This window comes from Mycolicibacter longobardus (genome assembly GCF_002102265.1).
Taxonomy (GTDB): domain Bacteria; phylum Actinomycetota; class Actinomycetes; order Mycobacteriales; family Mycobacteriaceae; genus Mycobacterium; species Mycobacterium longobardum.
In genome coordinates, this window is the sequence record NZ_LQPG01000006.1 from 46,479 (window position 1) to 63,766 (window position 17,288).

Annotated in this window: 18 protein-coding genes and 1 pseudogene; 13 read left to right on the forward strand and 6 right to left on the reverse strand. The window is 68.3% G+C overall.

The features are described 5' to 3' along the window. Positions 1-23: 23 nt before the first annotated feature. On the reverse strand, positions 24-878 hold the full coding sequence (locus AWC16_RS00815; protein ID WP_085262934.1) for an SGNH/GDSL hydrolase family protein: 855 nt from the start codon (positions 876-878) through the stop codon (positions 24-26). Positions 879-1,060: 182 nt separating this feature from the next. Between AWC16_RS00815 and AWC16_RS00820 the strand changes: the two genes are divergently transcribed. From AWC16_RS00820 to AWC16_RS00835, 4 genes and pseudogenes are all read left to right on the forward strand, one after another. Next, positions 1,061-2,107, forward strand: coding sequence for an alpha/beta hydrolase (locus AWC16_RS00820; protein WP_085262956.1), 1,047 nt, complete (start codon positions 1,061-1,063; stop codon positions 2,105-2,107). A 46-nt stretch (positions 2,108-2,153) separates the two neighbouring features. Beyond that, positions 2,154-3,548 carry a cystathionine beta-synthase gene (locus tag AWC16_RS00825; protein ID WP_085262935.1) on the forward strand — a complete coding sequence of 465 codons (1,395 nt, stop codon included), beginning with the start codon at positions 2,154-2,156 and terminating at the stop codon, positions 3,546-3,548. A 70-nt stretch (positions 3,549-3,618) separates the two neighbouring features. Next, positions 3,619-4,256, forward strand: a pseudogene (locus tag AWC16_RS00830) (RDD family protein). Beyond that, positions 4,253-5,413, forward strand: coding sequence for a cystathionine gamma-synthase (locus AWC16_RS00835; RefSeq protein ID WP_085262936.1), 1,161 nt, complete (start codon positions 4,253-4,255; stop codon positions 5,411-5,413). The pseudogene AWC16_RS00830 and the gene AWC16_RS00835 overlap by 4 nt, the downstream one beginning before the upstream one ends. 26 nt (positions 5,414-5,439) lie before the next feature. Here AWC16_RS00835 and greA read toward each other — a convergent pair whose 3' ends face one another. After that, complete coding sequence (greA, locus tag AWC16_RS00840; RefSeq protein WP_085262937.1) at positions 5,440-5,934, reverse strand: transcription elongation factor GreA; 495 nt, start codon at positions 5,932-5,934, stop codon at positions 5,440-5,442. Between the two features lie 137 nt (positions 5,935-6,071). Further along, on the reverse strand, positions 6,072-6,494 hold the full coding sequence (locus AWC16_RS00845) for a DUF4307 domain-containing protein (RefSeq protein ID WP_085262938.1): 423 nt from the start codon (positions 6,492-6,494) through the stop codon (positions 6,072-6,074). A 153-nt stretch (positions 6,495-6,647) separates the two neighbouring features. On the opposite strand from AWC16_RS00845, the gene mca reads away from it, so the two are divergent. The 3 genes from mca (at position 6,648) to AWC16_RS00860 (ending at position 8,289) form a co-directional block, all read left to right on the forward strand. After that, positions 6,648-7,520, forward strand: a complete 873-nt coding sequence (gene mca / locus AWC16_RS00850) for a mycothiol conjugate amidase Mca (protein WP_085262939.1) — start codon at positions 6,648-6,650, stop codon at positions 7,518-7,520. Further along, entirely contained in the window at positions 7,517-7,816 is a 300-nt protein-coding gene (locus AWC16_RS00855) for a hypothetical protein (protein ID WP_085262940.1), read from the forward strand. Before mca ends, AWC16_RS00855 begins: the two co-directional genes overlap by 4 nt. A 149-nt stretch (positions 7,817-7,965) precedes the next feature. Then, entirely contained in the window at positions 7,966-8,289 is a 324-nt protein-coding gene (locus AWC16_RS00860; RefSeq protein WP_085262941.1) for a DUF732 domain-containing protein, read from the forward strand. Positions 8,290-8,310: 21 nt separating this feature from the next. Here the strand turns inward: AWC16_RS00860 and AWC16_RS00865 are convergent, their stop codons facing one another. Together AWC16_RS00865 and pstS are read right to left on the reverse strand one after the other, a co-directional pair. Continuing rightward, positions 8,311-9,423 (reverse strand): PPE family protein, encoded by a 1,113-nt coding sequence (locus AWC16_RS00865; RefSeq protein WP_085262942.1) that lies wholly within the window; start codon positions 9,421-9,423, stop codon positions 8,311-8,313. A gap of 98 nt (positions 9,424-9,521) precedes the next feature. Continuing rightward, complete coding sequence (gene pstS, locus AWC16_RS00870; RefSeq protein ID WP_409370636.1) at positions 9,522-10,634, reverse strand: phosphate ABC transporter substrate-binding protein PstS; 1,113 nt, start codon at positions 10,632-10,634, stop codon at positions 9,522-9,524. A 177-nt stretch (positions 10,635-10,811) separates the two neighbouring features. On the opposite strand from pstS, the gene AWC16_RS00875 reads away from it, so the two are divergent. Together AWC16_RS00875 and AWC16_RS00880 are read left to right on the forward strand one after the other, a co-directional pair. Then, complete coding sequence (locus AWC16_RS00875) at positions 10,812-12,875, forward strand: thioredoxin domain-containing protein (protein ID WP_085262943.1); 2,064 nt, start codon at positions 10,812-10,814, stop codon at positions 12,873-12,875. A 10-nt stretch (positions 12,876-12,885) separates the two neighbouring features. Further along, complete coding sequence (locus tag AWC16_RS00880; protein WP_085262944.1) at positions 12,886-13,269, forward strand: nuclear transport factor 2 family protein; 384 nt, start codon at positions 12,886-12,888, stop codon at positions 13,267-13,269. Between the two features lie 29 nt (positions 13,270-13,298). Here AWC16_RS00880 and trhA read toward each other — a convergent pair whose 3' ends face one another. Continuing rightward, complete coding sequence (gene trhA / locus AWC16_RS00885) at positions 13,299-14,012, reverse strand: PAQR family membrane homeostasis protein TrhA (protein ID WP_085262945.1); 714 nt, start codon at positions 14,010-14,012, stop codon at positions 13,299-13,301. A 75-nt stretch (positions 14,013-14,087) separates the two neighbouring features. Here trhA and AWC16_RS00890 point away from each other — a divergent pair, with 75 nt between their 5' ends. The 4 genes from AWC16_RS00890 to AWC16_RS00905 all read left to right on the forward strand — a co-directional run. Next, on the forward strand, positions 14,088-14,897 hold the full coding sequence (locus AWC16_RS00890) for a (2Z,6E)-farnesyl diphosphate synthase (protein WP_085262946.1): 810 nt from the start codon (positions 14,088-14,090) through the stop codon (positions 14,895-14,897). A 7-nt stretch (positions 14,898-14,904) separates the two neighbouring features. Continuing rightward, on the forward strand, positions 14,905-16,272 hold the full coding sequence (locus AWC16_RS00895) for a hypothetical protein (RefSeq protein ID WP_085262947.1): 1,368 nt from the start codon (positions 14,905-14,907) through the stop codon (positions 16,270-16,272). A gap of 101 nt (positions 16,273-16,373) precedes the next feature. Continuing rightward, the gene (locus AWC16_RS00900) at positions 16,374-16,781 is read left to right on the forward strand and encodes a hypothetical protein (protein ID WP_085262948.1); all 408 of its coding nucleotides are present in this window, start codon (positions 16,374-16,376) and stop codon (positions 16,779-16,781) included. Between the two features lie 54 nt (positions 16,782-16,835). After that, positions 16,836-17,288, forward strand: a 453-nt coding sequence (locus AWC16_RS00905; RefSeq protein WP_133055897.1) for a DUF732 domain-containing protein, incomplete at its 3' end; no start/stop codon positions are given.

Here is a 17,288-nt window from a genome sequence, read left to right on the forward strand (position 1 = left end):
GGGATCGGGTACTCCAGGCGAATCTAGCCCGAAGACGCCCATACCCGGGAATCGGGCCGGTCCAGGGCGGCGCACAGCGCGGGGATCACCTGACTGGCCGCCAGCGCATACCCCGCGGCCGACGGGTGGTACTGATCCTGGGCAAACAGCAGCTCAGGGGCGTCGTGGAACTCCCGAGCCCGGAAGTCGGCGAACGGCACGGCGATACCACCGGCGGCCTTGACGGCCTGGGTCTGGGCCCGGGCCAACTGCCGGGCTCGAGTGTGCGCCACCCAGCGCAACGGCTGGGGCAGCGCGGTGACCGTACCCAGATCCGGGCAGGTGCCGACGATCACCACGGCGCCGCTGGCGCGCAGCCGTGCCACCGTCGTGCGCAGCCGCTGGGCCGAAGCGGCGATGCCGTTGAGCGCGGTGACGTCGTTGGCCCCGATCATGATCACCGCGACATCCGGCGGCGGCCCCGCGACGAACATCGCGTCGACCTGGCCGGCGAGACCCTTGGAGGTGGCGCCCACGATCGCCTTGGTGCTCAAGCGAATCCGCATGCCGGTGTGCTGCGCAAGCGCGTGAGCGATCAGTGCTCCGGGAACCTCGTCGGGGGAATGGCAGCCGTAGCCGGTCGCGGTCGAGTCACCGAAAACCATCAGGTGCAGATCGACAGCCATGCCACGCTGAAAACGCTGCGCCGGGCCCTCGCCGGCCTCGTAGACACCGTCGGCGCGAGGCGGGATGGCGCACGCCCTGGGGATGGTCTGGCGGGCTCGGTCGGCCTGACCGGCCAGGAGATTGCGCACGCCCACGTAGAGCGTGCCGCTGGAGGCGACCGCTCCGGCGGTCACCAGCGTGACCGCCGACGGACGCGGTACCCGGATCCCCATGCCGCAAGTCTAGGGAGCGGAACGGCCCTGATGCCCGGCTGCAGCAAACAGAAATGATCACGATGCGGACCCGATGCAGTATCGGAACGAATCCTAAGATTTCTTCACATACTTTTGCGTGTGACGATACGTTGTACCGCGTTGGCTGTGCCGGCCCGGGCCGGCTGGAGGGAGTGTGCACCATGACCGCACCCAGCAAGATTCCCAGCTCGTCGTATGCTCTCACCCGTCTGTACACCGCCGCTCGCCCCCGCCGCTTCGGCCGCAATGACGGGTTGCCCGTCGAGGTCGTCGAAGACTCGCCCAGCGTCGAAGGGCGGCTGGCATGGCTGGCGGCACGGGTCACCATCAGGCCGGTGCTTTCGGTCGGCAGCTACCTTCCGCGCATGCCGTGGCCGTTCGGTCTGCTCGACTTCGCGGCCAAGGCGGTGCTGCCCGCGCCCGGTACCGTCCGCGCCACCATCCGGCTGCCGCGCTGCAGGGCTCAACTGGTGCGGGCCGCCGGGGTGCTGCCGGCCGACGGCACCCGCCGGGTGGTGCTGTACATGCACGGCGGCGCCTTCTTGACCTGCGGAGCCAACACCCACGGCCGGCTGGTCACCAAGTTGTCGAAGTACGCCGACAGCCCGGTCCTGGTGGTGGAGTACCGGATGATCCCCAAACACTCCATCGCCGACGCGATCGACGACTGTTACGACGGCTACCGCTGGCTGCGCCGCCAGGGCTACGAACCGGACCAGATCGTGCTGGCCGGCGACTCCGCCGGCGGTTACCTGTCGCTGGCGCTGGCGGAGCGGCTGCTGGAGGAAGGGGAGGACCCGGCGGCCATCGTGGCGATGTCGCCGCTGCTGGAGATCGCCAAGGAAGCCAAGAAGGCCCACCCCAACATCCACGCCGGGGCGGAGTTCCCGCCCAAGGCATTCGACGCCTTCGTCGAACTGATCGAAGCGGCGGCGCGGCGGGACCGCACGCACGGCGGCGAAGTCCTCGAACCCCTGCAACACGTCAAGCCCGGCTTGCCGCGCACCCTGATCCACGTCTCCGGTTCCGAGGTGCTGCTGCACGACGCCCGGTTGGGCGCCAAGGTGCTGGCGGCGGCCGGTGTCCCGGTGGAACTGCGGGTGTGGCCCGGCCAGATCCACGTCTTCCAGATCGCCGCACCGTTCGTGCCGGAGGCCACCCGTTCACTGCGCCAGATCGGTGAATACATTCGCGAGGCCACCGGCTAGATGGGCCGTTGGCCGGTGATCCGGGCCGCCTGAGACGATGGCAGGCATGCGGATTGCGCGCCACATCAGCGACCTCATCGGCAACACCCCACTGGTCGAGCTGAATTCGATCGTGCCTGCCGGGGCGGGCCGGGTGGTCGCCAAGATCGAGTACCTCAACCCGGGTGCCAGCTCCAAGGACCGCATCGCGGTGAAGATGATCGACGCCGCAGAGGCCAGCGGGGCGCTCAAGCCGGGCGGCACCATCGTCGAACCCACCTCCGGCAACACCGGTGTCGGGCTGGCGTTGGTCGCCCAGCGCCGCGGTTACAAGTGCGTATTCGTCTGCCCGGACAAGGTCAGCGAGGACAAGCAGAATGTGTTGCGGGCCTACGGCGCCGAGGTGGTGGTGTGCCCCACCGCGGTGCCGCCGGACGACCCGGCCAGCTACTACAGCGTGTCCAACCGCCTGGTCGAGGAGATAGACGGGGCCTGGAAGCCCGACCAGTACTCCAACCCGGCGGGTCCGGAGAGTCACTATGAGACCACCGGCCCGGAGATCTGGGCCGACACCGACGGTCAGGTCACCCACTTCGTCGCCGGGATCGGCACCGGAGGGACCATCACCGGTACCGGCCGCTACCTCAAAGAGGTGTCGGGAGGCCGGGTGCAGATCGTCGGCGCCGACCCGGAAGGCTCGGTGTACTCCGGCGGCACCGGCCGGCCGTATCTGGTGGAGGGTGTCGGCGAGGACTTCTGGCCGGCCGCCTACGACCCGAGCATTCCCGACGAGATCATCGCGGTGTCCGACGCCGACTCGTTCGACATGACTCGGCGCCTGGCCCGCGAGGAAGCGCTGCTGGTCGGCGGGTCCTGCGGGATGGCGGTGGTGGCGGCGGTGGAAGCGGCCGTCAAGGCGGGGCCCGACGCACTGGTCGTCGTGCTGCTTCCGGACGGCGGCCGCGGCTACATGTCGAAGATCTTCAACGACGCCTGGATGTCGTCCTACGGGTTCCTGCGGTCCCGGCTGGACGGCTCGACGGTGCAGCCCACGGTGGGCGACGTGCTGCGGGCCAAGTCCGGGGTGCTGCCGGACCTGGTGCACACCCATCCGGCGGAGACGCTGCGCGACGCCATCGGGATCCTGCGCGAGTACGGGGTCTCGCAGATGCCCGTCGTCGGCGCCGAGCCGCCGGTGATGGCCGGTGAAGTGGCCGGCAGTGTGTCCGAGCGCGATCTGCTCTCCGCGGTGTTCGAGGGCCGTGCCAAGCTCGCCGACGCGGTGTCGCAGCACATGGGCCCGCCGCTGCCGCTGATCGGCTCCGGGGAGGTCGTCGGTGTCGCCGCGGCCACGCTGGCCGAGGTTGACGCGGTGATGGTGGTCGAGGGCGGTAAGCCGGTGGGCGTCATCACCCGACATGACCTGTTGGGCTTCCTCTCCGACGGGCCACGCCGACGATAACGGAGGTTCCGATCACCGACCTGCGGTAGCGTTTTGGACAATTTCGCCGACCCGACCCGAAGGGGTGGAGATGACCGACATTCCGCCGTCCGGCAGTTACCCGCCCCCGTCCGGCGATTACCCGCCTCCGGGCAACTACCCCCCGCCGCCGCCGGGCAACTACCCCCCGCGGGCAATTACCCGCCGCCGGCTCCGGGCTACGGGTCGTACGGAAGCCCGGCCGGAACCCCGGTCGGCCAGCTGCCTCCGGAGGCCTACACCTCGTGGCTGACCCGGGTGGGCGCGTACTTCATCGACTTCATCCCGATCCTGGTGCTCTACGGAATCCCCGCGATGATCGCCGGTACCACGGCCAACAAGGAGTGCGTCACCACCTCGGCTGGGTTCGCGTGCACGGTCACACCGTCCAGCGCCGGTGCGGCGCTGATGTTTGTGGGCTGGCTGGCGGCGCTCGGCTTCGGAATCTGGAACTTCGGCTACCGGCAGGGCACCACCGGGTCGAGCATCGGCAAATCGGCGATGAAGTTCAAGGTGGTCTCCGAAGCCACCGGGCAGCCGATCGGGTTCGGAATGTCGATCGTGCGCCAATTGGCCCACATCGTCGACAGCTTGATCTTGGGCATCGGCTACCTGTTCCCGCTGTGGGACGCCAAACGCCAGACGTTGGCCGACAAGATCATGACCACCGTCTGCCTGCCGATCCGGTGAGCCAGAGTCAACGACACCGCAAGACAGGACTGTCCACCACCGCGATCCACGCCGGTTTCCGGCCCGACCCGGCTACCGGAGCGGTCAACGCACCGATCTACGCCAGCAGCACCTTCGCCCAGGACGGCGTCGGCGGCCTGCGCGGTGGTTACGAGTACGCGCGCACCGGCAACCCGACCCGGGCCGCTTTGGAAACCGCGCTGGCCGCGGTGGAGGGCGGCCGGTTCGGCCGGGCCTTCGGTTCGGGGATGGCCGCCACTGATTGCGCCCTGCGGGCCATCCTGCGCCCCGGCGACCACCTGATCATCCCGGACGACGCCTACGGCGGCACTTTCCGGCTGATCGACAAGGTGTTCACCCAGTGGGGTGTGGCGTACACGCCGGTCGCGCTGTCCGACCTGGATGCGGTGCGTGCCGCGCTCACCGGCCGCACCCGGCTGATCTGGGTGGAGACGCCCACCAACCCGTTGCTGTCCATCGCCGATATCGCCGCGCTCTCCGCCATCGGCCGAAGCGGCGGCGCAAAAGTTCTGGTGGACAACACCTTTGCCTCGCCTGCGCTGCAGCAGCCGCTGTCGCTGGGCGCCGACGTGGTGCTGCACTCGACCACCAAGTACATCGGCGGCCACTCCGACGTGGTGGGCGGCGCGCTGGTCACCGACGATGACGAGCTCGACGCTGCCTTCGCGTTCCTGCAGAACGGTGCCGGGGCGGTGCCCGGCCCCTTCGACGCCTACCTGACCCTGCGGGGCTTGAAGACGCTGGTGCTGCGGATGCAGCGGCACAGCGAGAACGCCATGGCGGTCGCGGAATTCCTCACCCGTCATGCTGCGGTCAGCCGGGTGCTCTACCCGGGTCTGCCCGGCCATCCCGGCCACGATGTGGCCGCGGCGCAGATGCGCGGGTTCGGCGGCATGGTGTCGGTCCGGATGCGTGGCGGGCGGGCCGCCGCCGAGAAGCTGTGCGCCGGAACCGAGATCTTCATCCTGGCGGAGTCACTGGGCGGGGTGGAGTCGCTGATCGAACACCCGGGTGCGATGACGCATGCGTCGACGGCGGGTTCTCAACTCGAGGTTCCCGACGACCTGGTCCGGCTGTCGGTGGGCGTCGAGGACATTGACGACCTGATCGCTGATTTGCAGCAGGCGCTGGCCTGAGCGGCTGCGCTCAGGAGCGGCCGCGCTCAGGAATGGTAGGGCTCGGCGCTGACCAGGGTCACCCTGACGGTCTTGCCGCTGGGCACGGTGTAGCTGCGCTCCTCGTCCACCTTGGCGCCGAGCAGGGCGTGGCCCAGCGGCGAGTTCGGTGAGTAGACCTCGAGCTTGTCGTCGTTGACGCCCTCTTGGCGAGTGGCGATCAGGAAGGTCTCGGTGTCGGATTTGTCGCCGTCGTAGAAGACCTTGACCACCGAACCCGGCAGCGCCACGCCGGACTGCGTCGGCGCCTCGCCGACCTTGGCATTGTTGAGCAGTTCCTGCAGCTGCCGGATGCGGGCCTCCTGCTGGCCCTGCTCCTCGCGGGCCGCGTGGTAGCCGCCGTTCTCCCGCAGGTCGCCCTCTTCGCGGCGGTCATTGATCTCCGCGGCGATCACCGGACGATTCGCGATCAGCTGGTCGAGCTCCGCCTTGAGCCGGTCGTGTGACTCCTGCGTCAACCAGGTCACCTGGGTGTCCGTCATCTCACTGTGCTCCCTTGTGTCGTCGGACCCGACGCTTTCGGGTTCAGCGGGTCGACGCCTTCTAATGCAGTCGTTCTAATGCAGCAATACACGGTCCCAGCTGGAACCGTGTATCCGGATAGGGTACCACCGCGACGTTACGGCGACTGCAGATAACCGGGCACGTCACTACCGCAACCGTAGACATCGCCCATAACAGGTTGCTGGGAGGATTTGACGATCGTCGTCACCTGTACGGTCGCCGAATCCGACGGCGGGATCAGCACTTCGCGCCGTCCGGTCTCGCTTCCATCGATGGCCCGGACCCGCACGATGCACGCGGCAGGGCGGGACGGATCGGATCGGGTCACGCTGAACTTAACTGACACCGTCTGGTTGTCGAGCACCTCGTATCCGTACAGTTCACCCTTCACCTCGGCGGTGGCGATCCGCTGAAATCCCAGCACGGCGACCGCGGCAGCCGCCGCGATCCCCAGCGTTGCCAGTGCGATCGCCAGCAGCCGCCGGGGCAGGACGCGGCCCGGGGAATCCCCGTATCGGGCCGGCTTCGAGTCGGTCATCGTGCGGTGTGTCCCATGGTCGCCGGTGGTGTCGGGATCGGTTACCGCGCCCGCCGCAGATGGTGGAACGATGGGACCGGAAACCATCTGGAACTATAGGCGTCCAGTCCGGCGTTCCGGCAGGAGGAACCGGGAGGAAACGGGGATGTGCACATGAGTGGACTGCGGCTGATGGCGGTGCACGCCCACCCCGACGACGAGTCCAGCAAGGGCGCGGCCACGCTGGCCCGCTACGCCGCCGCCGGCCACCGGGTGATGGTGGTGACGCTGACCGGCGGCGAGCGCGGCGACATTCTCAATCCCGCCATGGATCTGCCCGATGTACACGGTCACATCGCCGATATCCGACGCAATGAGATGGCCAAAGCCGCCGAGATCCTCGGCGTCGAACACCACTGGCTGGGCTTCGTCGACTCCGGACTGCCCAAGGGCGACCCCCTGCCGCCGCTGCCCGAGGACTGCTTCGCGCTGGTACCGCTGGAGGTGTCGACGGAGCGCCTGGTGGAGGTCGTCCGGGACTTTCGGCCGCATGTGATGACCACCTACGACGAGAACGGCGGCTACCCGCACCCCGATCACATCCGTTGCCACCAGGTGTCGGTGGCCGCCTTCGAGGCCGCCGCCGACTACCGTCGCTTTCCCGGCGCGGGTGAGGTCTGGTCGGTCTCCAAGCTGTACTACAACCACGGATTCCTGCGGCAACGGATGCAGTTGCTGCAGGACGAGTTCGCCCGCAACGGCGAGGTCGGCCCGTTCGCGAAGTGGCTGCAGCACTGGCAGCCCGACCATGACGTGTTCGCCGACCGGGTGACCAGCCGCGTCGAGTGTGCCGCCTACTTCAGCCAGCGTGACGACGCGCTGCGGGCACACGCCACCCAGATCGACCCGAACGGTGATTTCTTCGCCGCTCCTATCGAGTGGCAGCAACGGCTGTGGCCCACCGAGGAGTTCGAGCTGGCCCGGTCGCGAGTGCCGGTTAGTCTGCCGGAGACAGACCTGTTCGCCGGGATCGAGGACAACCGATGAACCACGCCGCGCTGACCGCGCTTTGGATTTTGGCCGAGGAGGTGCCCCGCGACACCGGGCCGGACTTCGGCAAGGCCAGCCCGCTCGGGCTGCTGGTCATCGTGCTGCTGCTATTGGGCACGTTCGGGTTGGTGCGGTCGATGAACCGGCAGCTCAAGAAGTTGCCGGAGTCCTTCGACCGGGATGATCCCGCCGCTGATCAGGCCGCCGACGAAGGGACCGTCGGGTCTATCTCGGCCGGCGATTTCCCGGGTGACGACGGTCCTGGCGCAGCGCCGCCGGAGCCCTCCCGCTAACAGCTCCCCAACGCTGGGTTTCGGGCACCTGACCTCCGGATTAACCTTTGCCCCTTGTGGTTTCGGACGCCTGGAGGGTGATCGCCGACCGTTGTGCCGCATGAGATGATGGCCCTGACCGCGGCTTGTAGAAGGGTTCAGGGTTGGCCATGCTCGCAGATCGCTCGCCCGGGTTGGCGCTGTCGCCGATCATCTTGACGGTGCTACTGCTCGGCCTCATCAAGGTTCCGGCCGTGCACGCTGATGCGGTCGACACCACCTTTCTGGGTGCACTGAACTCCAAGGGCATCGATTTCGCCAATGGGCAGTCTGCGGTCATCGCCGGTCATGAGGTCTGCGACGAGCTCGACGGAGGTCGGCCGAAGAGCGACGTGGTTTCCGAAGTGATGCAAAGCAGCCAGCTCGATGGCTACCACGCCGGCTTCTTCGTCGGGGTCAGTGTGAGTGCGTTCTGCCCGAGGCACCGCAGTTAGTCGCAGTTGATGTAGTCGCGGTCAGCCCGCACACGGCGGCTTCGGCATGACCGGGCCCCCGAGCTCCAAACCGACTTCCAGATCCTCATACCGCTGCTGCTTGCGCTTGCGCCAGCCACTGCCGGCCGCGGTCGATGGCGGCACAACCGGCGGCAGGATCGGCGGGACTCCGGCAAATCCATGTGACTCGCCAACGGGCAGCGGAGCCGCCGCCGATGCCAGCTGCACCGGCGTCCGCGCGGTCTGCACAAATCCCGCCGCAGCGGGCGGAGCGGTCAGTGGGCCGACCTTCACCCCGACACCGAATGCCGCCGAAGGCATTTCGGTAAGGCCGGCGGCCCCCAACGCGCCCAGTCCGCCGAGCGGGATCGACGGGATCAGGGCGGCCTCACCCTCGGCCAGGCCCTGTCCGATGGAGGCATTCACGCCCTGCAACGCCTGCGCCGAGGTGTTCTGGGCGAGGTAGCTGAGCAGGTTGATCGGGAATCCGGACGACACGAACTGGTTGGCGTAGGTGTTAGCCAGGCCGGTCCAACCGTAGTTGGGGTCGAACGTCGGCAGTGACGAGTCCAGTGACGGCAACGTCGAGTCAGCCGAGGCGATCCCGGAGCTGACAGTCGCCGGCGTCGGCGATGTGAAGGCGGACAATGCGGTGGCCTGGGCGGAGGCCGCCCGGTAGTGGGCCATTGCCGCGGTGTTGTCCGTCCACATGGTCAGATATCGGCTCTCGTTCTCCGCGATCGCCGCCGCATTGCTCCCGAACCGATTGGAGGCCAGCAGTTGTGCCCGCTGAGTGCGGTTGGCCGTGATGGCAGCGGTGGGGGTCACAGCGTTACGGACGGACTCGAAGGCGGTCGCGGCGAGCTGAGCCGAAGAGGCGGTCCGCCGACACTGCTGCGCGGTTGTTCGCAGCCAAGCCAGGTAGGGCTCCGCGGCTTGCACCATTGCGACCGCTGACCGGCCGCGCCAGGTCTCCACCAACGATGACAGCGCGGCCACATAGGCATCCGCGGATTCATCCAGGCCGGCGCCAAGCTGCAGCCACGCCCCGGATGCCTCGATGAGAGATCTGGGACCGGGCCCGGAATGGACCAGCGCGGAGGTGACCTCTGGGGGCGCCGCTAGGAACCGCATGGTGCTAAACGTCGACTACCGTCGGAAAACCCTCGGAACATTGTCCTGACGGCGGCGAAAAGACCTGTGAAACTTTGGGTGTCGCGGGACCGCCCGATTCAGCTGATCGCGCTGATGGCGGCCGACAGGCGCGGCATGAACGCATCGGGGATGGGCACGTAGCCGTGGTCGGCCAGGTCGGTCTGGCCATCCCCGATCGCGCTCTGTAGAAAGGCTCTGACGGCCGTTCCGACCCGTGAGTCGGGATACTTTGAGCAGACGATCTCGTAGGTGGCCAACACAATCGGGTAGGCACCGGGTTGATTCGGCCGGTAGAACGAGATGGTGTCGAGGGCAAGATCGTTGCCGTCGCGGATGAACCAGGCAGAGGAAATCGTCTTGCCGACGGAGTCCTCGCTGATAGCGACGGGGTCGGGGCCGGCCGAGGTGATGACGTTGACCAGACCCAGCCGACGCGCCTGGGCGAACGACCATCCGGTGTAGGTGATCGCCCCTTCGGTGCCGGACGTGGCGGCGGCGACGCCCTCGTTACCGTGTGCGCCCTTCCCGACTGCGCCGTTGAACGTTCGTCCGGCGCCCTTTCCCCAGGCACCCGCGGAGGCGGTGTCGAGATAGCGCTGGAAGTTGTCGGTGGTTCCGGACTCGTCGCTGCGGAACACCACCCGAATCGGCACGTCAGGCAGTGCGGTGCCGGTGTTGAGCGCGGCGATCGCGGGGTCGTTCCAGGTGGTGATGGCGCCGTTGAAGATATTGGCTGCGGTGGGGCCATCCAGATTCAGCGATGTCAGGCCGTTGAGACGAAAGGCGATCGCGATGGGCCCGAACACCATCGGCAGGTTCCACACCGGCGCGCCGCAGCGCTGCTGAGCCCGGTCGTATTCACCTTTGCTCAGTGGCGAGTCGGATCCGCCGAAATCCGTTTCTTCTGCCATGAATTCGTTGATACCGGCACCCGACCCGTTGGCCTCGTATCTCAAGTGCTGTCCCGGGCAGTCGTGGCTGAACCTCGCGGCGAATCGCTTCATCGCCCTGGCTTGTGCGGTCGAACCGCTGGCCTTCAGGGTCAGCTTTCCGCCGCATTCCACCCCGGATCCCGGAGCCGGTGCCGCCTCGCGTGACCGTGTGGTGTCGTGGTTGACGCCGCACCCGGACAGCAGGGCAACGCCGACGGCCAGCAGGCTCGGTACGGTACGTCGATCGATGTCAATCACATCCCTCGGGTCGTCTCGTCGCCGAATGCTAGCAATGGCAGGGACACGAGTTACTGGTGCTTTGCAGTCGAATTCAAGAATTCAGCAACTGTTTTCGATCTGGTTGGTCTCCGGGTAGACGGCATCTGCCTGCGGGTCTGGGCGGCGGCCGACGGCGACCGGGATTAGCGTGGATGGATGGCCAATCGACTCGCCGCGTCCGCCAGCCCATACCTGCGTCAACACGCCGACAACCCGGTGGACTGGTGGGAGTGGACGCCCGAGGCGCTGGCCGAAGCCGCAGAGCGAGATGTGCCGATCCTGCTGTCGGTCGGCTACGCGGCCTGCCACTGGTGCCACGTGATGGCGCACGGCTCGTTCGAGGACGCGGAAGTCGCCTCAGCGATGAACCAGAGCTTCGTGTGCATCAAGGTCGACCGGGAGGAACGTCCCGACATCGACGCGATCTACATGACCGCCACCCAGGCGCTGACCGGGCATGGCGGCTGGCCGATGACCTGCTTCCTCACTCCCGACGGTCGTCCGTTCTACTGCGGCACCTACTACCCGAAAGACACTTTTCTGCAATTGCTTTCGGCGATCACCGCCACCTGGACCGAACGCCGCGACGAGGTCGAGGACGCCTCGGAGCGCATTGCCGCCGAGTTGCGGTCGATGGCCGCCGGACTGCCCGGGGGCGGCCCGCCCGTCGACGCGATGCTCTGCGACGGCGCCGTGTCGGCCGTGCTGCGTGACGAGGACACCGAACACGGGGGCTTCGGCGGTGCGCCGAAGTTCCCGCCTTCCGCACTGCTGGAAACCCTGCTGCGCCATTACGAACGGACCGCGACCCGCCCGGCGCTCGACGCCGTGGCCCGCGCCGGTGCGGCGATGGCGCGCGGCGGTATCTATGACCAGCTGGCCGGAGGATTCGCCCGGTACAGCGTTGACAACGCCTGGGTGGTACCGCATTTCGAGAAGATGCTGTATGACAACGCGCTGCTGCTGCGGTCCTATGCGCACTGGTCCCGGCGCACCGGCAACCCGCTGGCGAGTCGGATCACCTCAGAGACCGCCCGATTCCTACTCGCGGAGCTTTCCGACGGCGCCATGTTCGTCTCGTCGCTGGACGCCGACGCCGACGGTCAAGAAGGTTTGACCTATGTGTGGACGCCCGAGCAGTTGACCGAGGTTCTCGGCGCCGATGACGGGGCTTGGGCGGCAGCCGTTTTCGGGGTCACGGTGAGCGGCACGTTCGAGTCCGGCGGTTCAGCGAGGCTCGACGGAGGAGAGGCGAAGCTGGGGCCGCCGCATGAACCCGGCAGTTCGGTGCTGCAGCTTCCGGTGGATCCCGACGATCCGCAGCGGTTCGACCGGGTACGGCAGCGGCTGCTGACCGCTCGACGGTCCCGGCCCCAGCCCGGACGCGACGACAAGGTGGTCACCGCCTGGAACGGCATGGCGATCACGGCGTTGACCGAAGCGGCTGTGGCGCTGAGGAACCCGAGTCTGGTCGTGGCGGCGCGTGATTGCGCGGGCGCGCTGCTCGACCTGCATCTGGTGGATGGCCGGCTGCGCCGCGCCAGCCTGGGCGGCCGGGTGGGGGAGAGCGCCGCAATCCTGGAGGACTACGGTGCGTTGGCCACCGGACTGCTCAGCGTGTACCAGCTCGACGCGGACCCGCGGTGGCTGGATGCCGCGGTCGGCCTGCTGGACACCGCGCTGGCCCACTTCGCCGACCCGGACTCACCGGGACGGTGGTTCGACAGCGCCGATGACGCCGAAGCGCTGATGCTGCGCCCGAGCGACCCGTCGGACGGGGCCACCCCGTCGGGAGCCGCGCTGATCACCGAGGCGCTGCTGACCGCGGCGCACCTGGTGGGCGCGGACCGCGGCGAGCGCTACCGCCGGGCGGCCGGCGATGCGCTGGCGGCGCACACCGCGCTGCTGGCGCGGGCGGCGCGCGCGGTCGGGCACTGGCTCGGTGTCGCCGAGGCCTGCGTACGGGGGCCGATACAGATCGCGGTGGCCTGCGAGAGCCCGGATTCCGCACTGCTGACCGAGGCACGCCGGTTGGCCCCCGGCGGGGCGATCGTCGTCGGCGGTGCGGCGGGCTCGTCGGAGCCGCTGATCGGCCGAGACCGGGTCAACGGTGCCGACGCCGCCTACGTGTGCCGGGGTCCAGTGTGCGATCTGCCGGTGGGCAGCGCAGCGGAGCTGGCCGCCGCCCTTGCGGTGCCCGCCAATCCGGCGTCCGTGTAATCTCCGCCACATGACGAGCGCACCCGATAAGGCACAGGCCATCACCGAGACCGTCCACCGCTACATCGAGCTAGTCGGCGGCGGCGACGCCGATGCGCTGGTCGGGCTGTACGCGGATGACGCCACCCTGGAAGACCCGGTCGGCGGCGAGGTGCACATCGGCCACCAGGCCATCCGCAACTTCTACTCGGCCATCACCGGGCTGGACCGCAAGGCAGAGCTGGTGTCGCTGCGGGTCGCCGGCAACGAGGCGGCATTCCAGTTCGCACTGACCATCACCAACGGCGATCACCGGATGCGGATCGAGCCGATCGACGTGATGGTGTTCGACGGCGACGGCAAGATCGCCGGCATGAAGGCCTACTGGTCGGCGGAGAACATCACCCAGCTCTAAGCCGAGCTCGGTCCGACCGGGACGGGTGCTTAATACAGCGCCGCGAACCAGATCGCGATGTACTGACAGACCGCGGCCACCGCGGTGCAGGCGTGGAAGAACTCGTGGTAGCCGAACGTCTCCGGCCACGGGTCCGGCCACTTCAGCGCGTACATGATCGCCCCGATGCTGTAGAGCGCGCCGCCGACGGCCAGCAGCACCATCGCCGCAACGCCGGCGTTGTGCATGATCGTCGCGATGAAGAACGCCGACACCCACCCCAACAGCAGGTAGAGCGGCACCCCGACCCACTTCGGGGCGGTCGGCCAGCACAGTTTCAGCACCACGCCGGCCAGGGCACCGCCCCACACGATGGTCATCACCAGCCGCTCCTGGGGGCCGTGGTCCATCGCCAGCAACGCGAACGGGGTGTAGGTGCCGGCGATGAAGATGAAGATCATCGCGTGGTCGAGCCTCTTCATCCGGATCCGGGTGGAGACCGACTTCCAGGTCACCCGGTGATAGGTCGCGCTGACCGCGAACATGCCCACCACCGAGATGGTGTACGCCAGCGATGCCAAGCCGGCCTCGAGTCCGGCCAACGGCCAGGTCACCGCTATCAGGGCGATCCCGGCGATGCCCGCGACGATGGCCGATGCGAAGTGAATCCACCCGCGTGCCCGCGGCCTGGTGTGTGGCGCGGGGGCGTCCGCAGGCAGATCACTCGGATTCGGTTCGGCGATCGTGTCGGTGTGGGTGCTCATGGTCCTTCCTGACTCCATGCGGATCCCGGAGGTGATTCCCGTCAATGCTTGGAGATCACAGTAGTCTGGGTTTTTGTGGCGATCATCCCGGCGCGCTTGAAGGAGCCGCTGTACCGGATCTACGAGCTGCGCCTCCGGCAGGGCTTGGCGGCCTCGCGGTCGACCCTGCCGCGCCACATCGCGGTTCTCTGCGACGGCAACCGGCGGTGGGCGCGCGATGCCGGCTACGACGACGTCAGCTACGGCTACCGGATGGGCGCGGCCAAGATCGCCGAGATGTTGCGCTGGTGCGCTGACGCCGGCATCGAGATGGCGACCATCTACCTGCTCTCCACCGAGAATCTGCAGCGCGACCCCGGCGAACTCGCCGCGCTCATCGAGATCATCACCGACGTGGTGGAGGAGATCTGTGCCCCCGCCAACCGCTGGAGCGTGCGGACCGTCGGGGATCTGGAACTGCTGGGCGAAGAACCCGCCCGCCGTCTGCGCGAGGCTGTCGAAGGCACAGCGGCCGCGGCGAACCAAGACGGCGGAAGCTCCAATCTGCACGTCAACGTCGCGGTCGGCTACGGCGGCCGACAGGAGATCGTCGACGCCGTGCGCGGCCTGCTCGGCAAGCAGCTGGCCAACGGCGCCACCGCCGAAGAACTTGTGGAGGCGGTGACCGTCGAAGGGATCTCGGAGAATCTCTACACCTCCGGCCAGCCGGACCCGGATCTGGTGATCCGGACCTCCGGGGAGCAGCGGTTGTCCGGCTTCCTGCTGTGGCAGAGCGCCTACTCGGAGATGTGGTTCACCGAGGCGCACTGGCCGGCGTTCCGCAGGGTCGATTTCCTGCGTGCGCTGCGCGACTACAGCGTGCGGCACCGGCGATTCGGGCGGTAGCGCGGACATGATCGTGCTGTCGGCGCTGGTATTCACCCTGAGTTGGTGGCTGGGGATGTACCTGCTGGCCCGCGATCCGCGAAAGCAGGTGCTGGTGCTGGCCGCCCTCGGCCTGTGCGGTTTCGCGGCGGTGGTCGCCGCTGACGCGGTGCGTGCGGTGTGGCATCCGGTACTGCTCGGACGGCTGGAGATCTACCTGGCCGTGGTGCCCGGGGTGGCGTGGTTCGCGGTGGTGCTGGAGTTGTCCCGGCCCTGCGACCACTGGACCAGCCGGACACGCGACGCGGTGCTCGTCGGCGTGGTCGCCGCCGCCGCGCTGACGGGCGCGGCGTGGGCGGGCAGCGTCGACGGCCCGCTGCGGGCCGGGCACTGGCTGCTGTTCGCCGTGGTCTCGGTGTCGACGCTGGGTGCCATGGTCAAAGCACTGATCCGGCCTGCGCAGCCCGGATCGGTCCTCGGCGTTGCCGCCGTCGCGACGTTGTTCTTCGCCCTGGCCAATGCGATTCTGCTGATCCCGTTGGGCGTGGTGCCCAGCGGGATCGCGCTGGCCAGCACCGGCGTCGACGTGCTTCTGCTGGGGCTGGCGGTGGCGCTGTGGGACGCCTTCGACGAGGGCCAGGCGCTACGGCTGGACATGCTGCGCTCGTTCCTGGCCGCGGTCGCGATGGCGGCGCTGTTGGGCGGGCAGGTGCTGATCGGGTTGGCGCTGACCCGAAACGAACCCACGGCGCAGACGGCGCTGACGGTTCTGCTGTTCACCACGATCGCGGTCGGGATCGAGGTCCAGGTGTTCGTGGACCGGCTGGCCGGACTCTGGGATCGGCTGGCGTTCTGGCGTTCCCCGGCGTTGCGCGCCGACCGTGCTGCGTTGCGCGGCACCGAAGCGGCGCTGGCGCTGCGCTCGACCAGTCCGCTCGACGACGTCGACGAGGAGACCTTTGTACGGCTGACCCGACGGGCGTTGGGCCACTACGGGGATCTGTCGAAACTCGTCGCCAGCCCGTTGACCGCGCTGCCGGCCATCGACGAGAGGCTGGCCGCCCGCGGTGCTCCCGACGCGCCGCTGGAACGCGCCAACGAACTCAAGGCGCTGCTGGCCGACCGGATCGCCGCGCTCAAACCGCGCGACGGTGGTGAGTTCGGCACCACCGAACAGTGGCGGCACTACAACGCCCTGTACTTCCCCTACGTGGTCGGCGTACGCGCCTACGCGCAGAACGCCACCCCGGCCGGACTGGATCCCACCGCCCGGCAGGCCTGGCAGTGGCTGGTCACCGAGGTGCCGCAGCGTTCGCTGCACAACTGGCAGAACGCCGGGGCCCGGGTGATCGCCGCGGATCTGCGAAGCCGGCTGACGGTGTCGTCGGGTTCCTGACCTGCAGGTGGCAGTGCTTGGCAGTGCCGTGGGTCGAAGTGGCAGCGGGGGGTGAGCAAGGTCGACGGTGTTGGTAGTCGATCCTCGAAGGGAGTTCCATCATGACCGCCCTCACCACCCCGGTCCTGTCCGACTCGACCGATTCACTGCTGCGTTTCGCTCTGCGGGCCGACGCCGTCGTCACCGGAGCCGTCGGCGTGGTCGGTGCCGTCGCCGCCCGCTCGATGGCGGCCCTGGAAGGCCTGACCGCGGCCCACGAATACGGCCTGGCCGCCTTCTGTGTCCTCTACGGCGTGGCCGTCTACATCCTGTCTGCGCTGCCGGACGTGCGCCGCGCCGGCGTCGGCGTGATCATCGCCAATGTGGTGTGCACCGTCGCCGCCATCGCGGTGCTGGAGTCCGGTGTGCTTCCGTTGACCGGAGTCGGCGTCGCGGCGACCTTGGGCAGCGCCGCCTACACGGCGTTCTTCGCGCTGCTGCAGTACCGCGGGCTGCGTCGCCTGGGCTGACTCGCGGCCACTTGCGCGTGTCGCCCCGGCCGCCACCGTCTACAGTTCTGTCCCATGAAGTGGCGGCTGGCGGCGACAACGCTGATTCCTGCAACCCTGATCTTCGCCGCCGCGCCGGCGCAGGCCGACGAGAAGAGCTACCTCAGCTACCTCGAGTCGCACGGGTTCAAGTACCAGAACAGCCCCGGGCTCACCACGCCGGCCGGGGCGGTGAAATTCGGCGAGATCATCTGCCAGAACCTGCGGCGGGGCCGTCCCGCCAAGGACCGGTTCGGCACGAAGGTCGCCGACGGCGTCACCAAGGTAGTGATCGACGCCGCACAACACGAGATGTGCCCGGACACATTGGCGGCTGCCGCGACGCCGACGCCGACGCCGTCACCGGCGCCACCGCCTCCGGGTGCCAACGAACCGGCGCCGCCGCCTCCGCCCGGCTTTCCTCCGCCTCCCGAATTTCCGCCGCCGCCTCCGGCACCGGAATTCCCGCCGCCCCCCGAGTTCGCGTCG

What these genes read in the sequence shown, in the direction of transcription:
- AWC16_RS00855 (WP_085262940.1), top strand. Translation starts at nt 7,517, where the DNA reads ATGAACCACGCCGCGCTGACCGCGCTTTGGATTTTGGCCGAGGAGGTG.
- greA (WP_085262937.1), bottom strand. Translation starts at nt 5,934, where the DNA reads ATGACGGACACCCAGGTGACCTGGTTGACGCAGGAGTCACACGACCGG.
- AWC16_RS00865 (WP_085262942.1), bottom strand. Translation starts at nt 9,423, where the DNA reads ATGCGGTTCCTAGCGGCGCCCCCAGAGGTCACCTCCGCGCTGGTCCAT.
- AWC16_RS00875 (WP_085262943.1), top strand. Translation starts at nt 10,812, where the DNA reads ATGGCCAATCGACTCGCCGCGTCCGCCAGCCCATACCTGCGTCAACAC.
- AWC16_RS00845 (WP_085262938.1), bottom strand. Translation starts at nt 6,494, where the DNA reads ATGACCGACTCGAAGCCGGCCCGATACGGGGATTCCCCGGGCCGCGTC.
- AWC16_RS00895 (WP_085262947.1), top strand. Translation starts at nt 14,905, where the DNA reads ATGATCGTGCTGTCGGCGCTGGTATTCACCCTGAGTTGGTGGCTGGGG.
- AWC16_RS00815 (WP_085262934.1), bottom strand. Translation starts at nt 878, where the DNA reads ATGGGGATCCGGGTACCGCGTCCGTCGGCGGTCACGCTGGTGACCGCC.
- AWC16_RS00825 (WP_085262935.1), top strand. Translation starts at nt 2,154, where the DNA reads ATGCGGATTGCGCGCCACATCAGCGACCTCATCGGCAACACCCCACTG.
- AWC16_RS00900 (WP_085262948.1), top strand. Translation starts at nt 16,374, where the DNA reads ATGACCGCCCTCACCACCCCGGTCCTGTCCGACTCGACCGATTCACTG.
- AWC16_RS00880 (WP_085262944.1), top strand. Translation starts at nt 12,886, where the DNA reads ATGACGAGCGCACCCGATAAGGCACAGGCCATCACCGAGACCGTCCAC.
- AWC16_RS00860 (WP_085262941.1), top strand. Translation starts at nt 7,966, where the DNA reads ATGCTCGCAGATCGCTCGCCCGGGTTGGCGCTGTCGCCGATCATCTTG.
- trhA (WP_085262945.1), bottom strand. Translation starts at nt 14,012, where the DNA reads ATGAGCACCCACACCGACACGATCGCCGAACCGAATCCGAGTGATCTG.
- mca (WP_085262939.1), top strand. Translation starts at nt 6,648, where the DNA reads ATGAGTGGACTGCGGCTGATGGCGGTGCACGCCCACCCCGACGACGAG.
- AWC16_RS00820 (WP_085262956.1), top strand. Translation starts at nt 1,061, where the DNA reads ATGACCGCACCCAGCAAGATTCCCAGCTCGTCGTATGCTCTCACCCGT.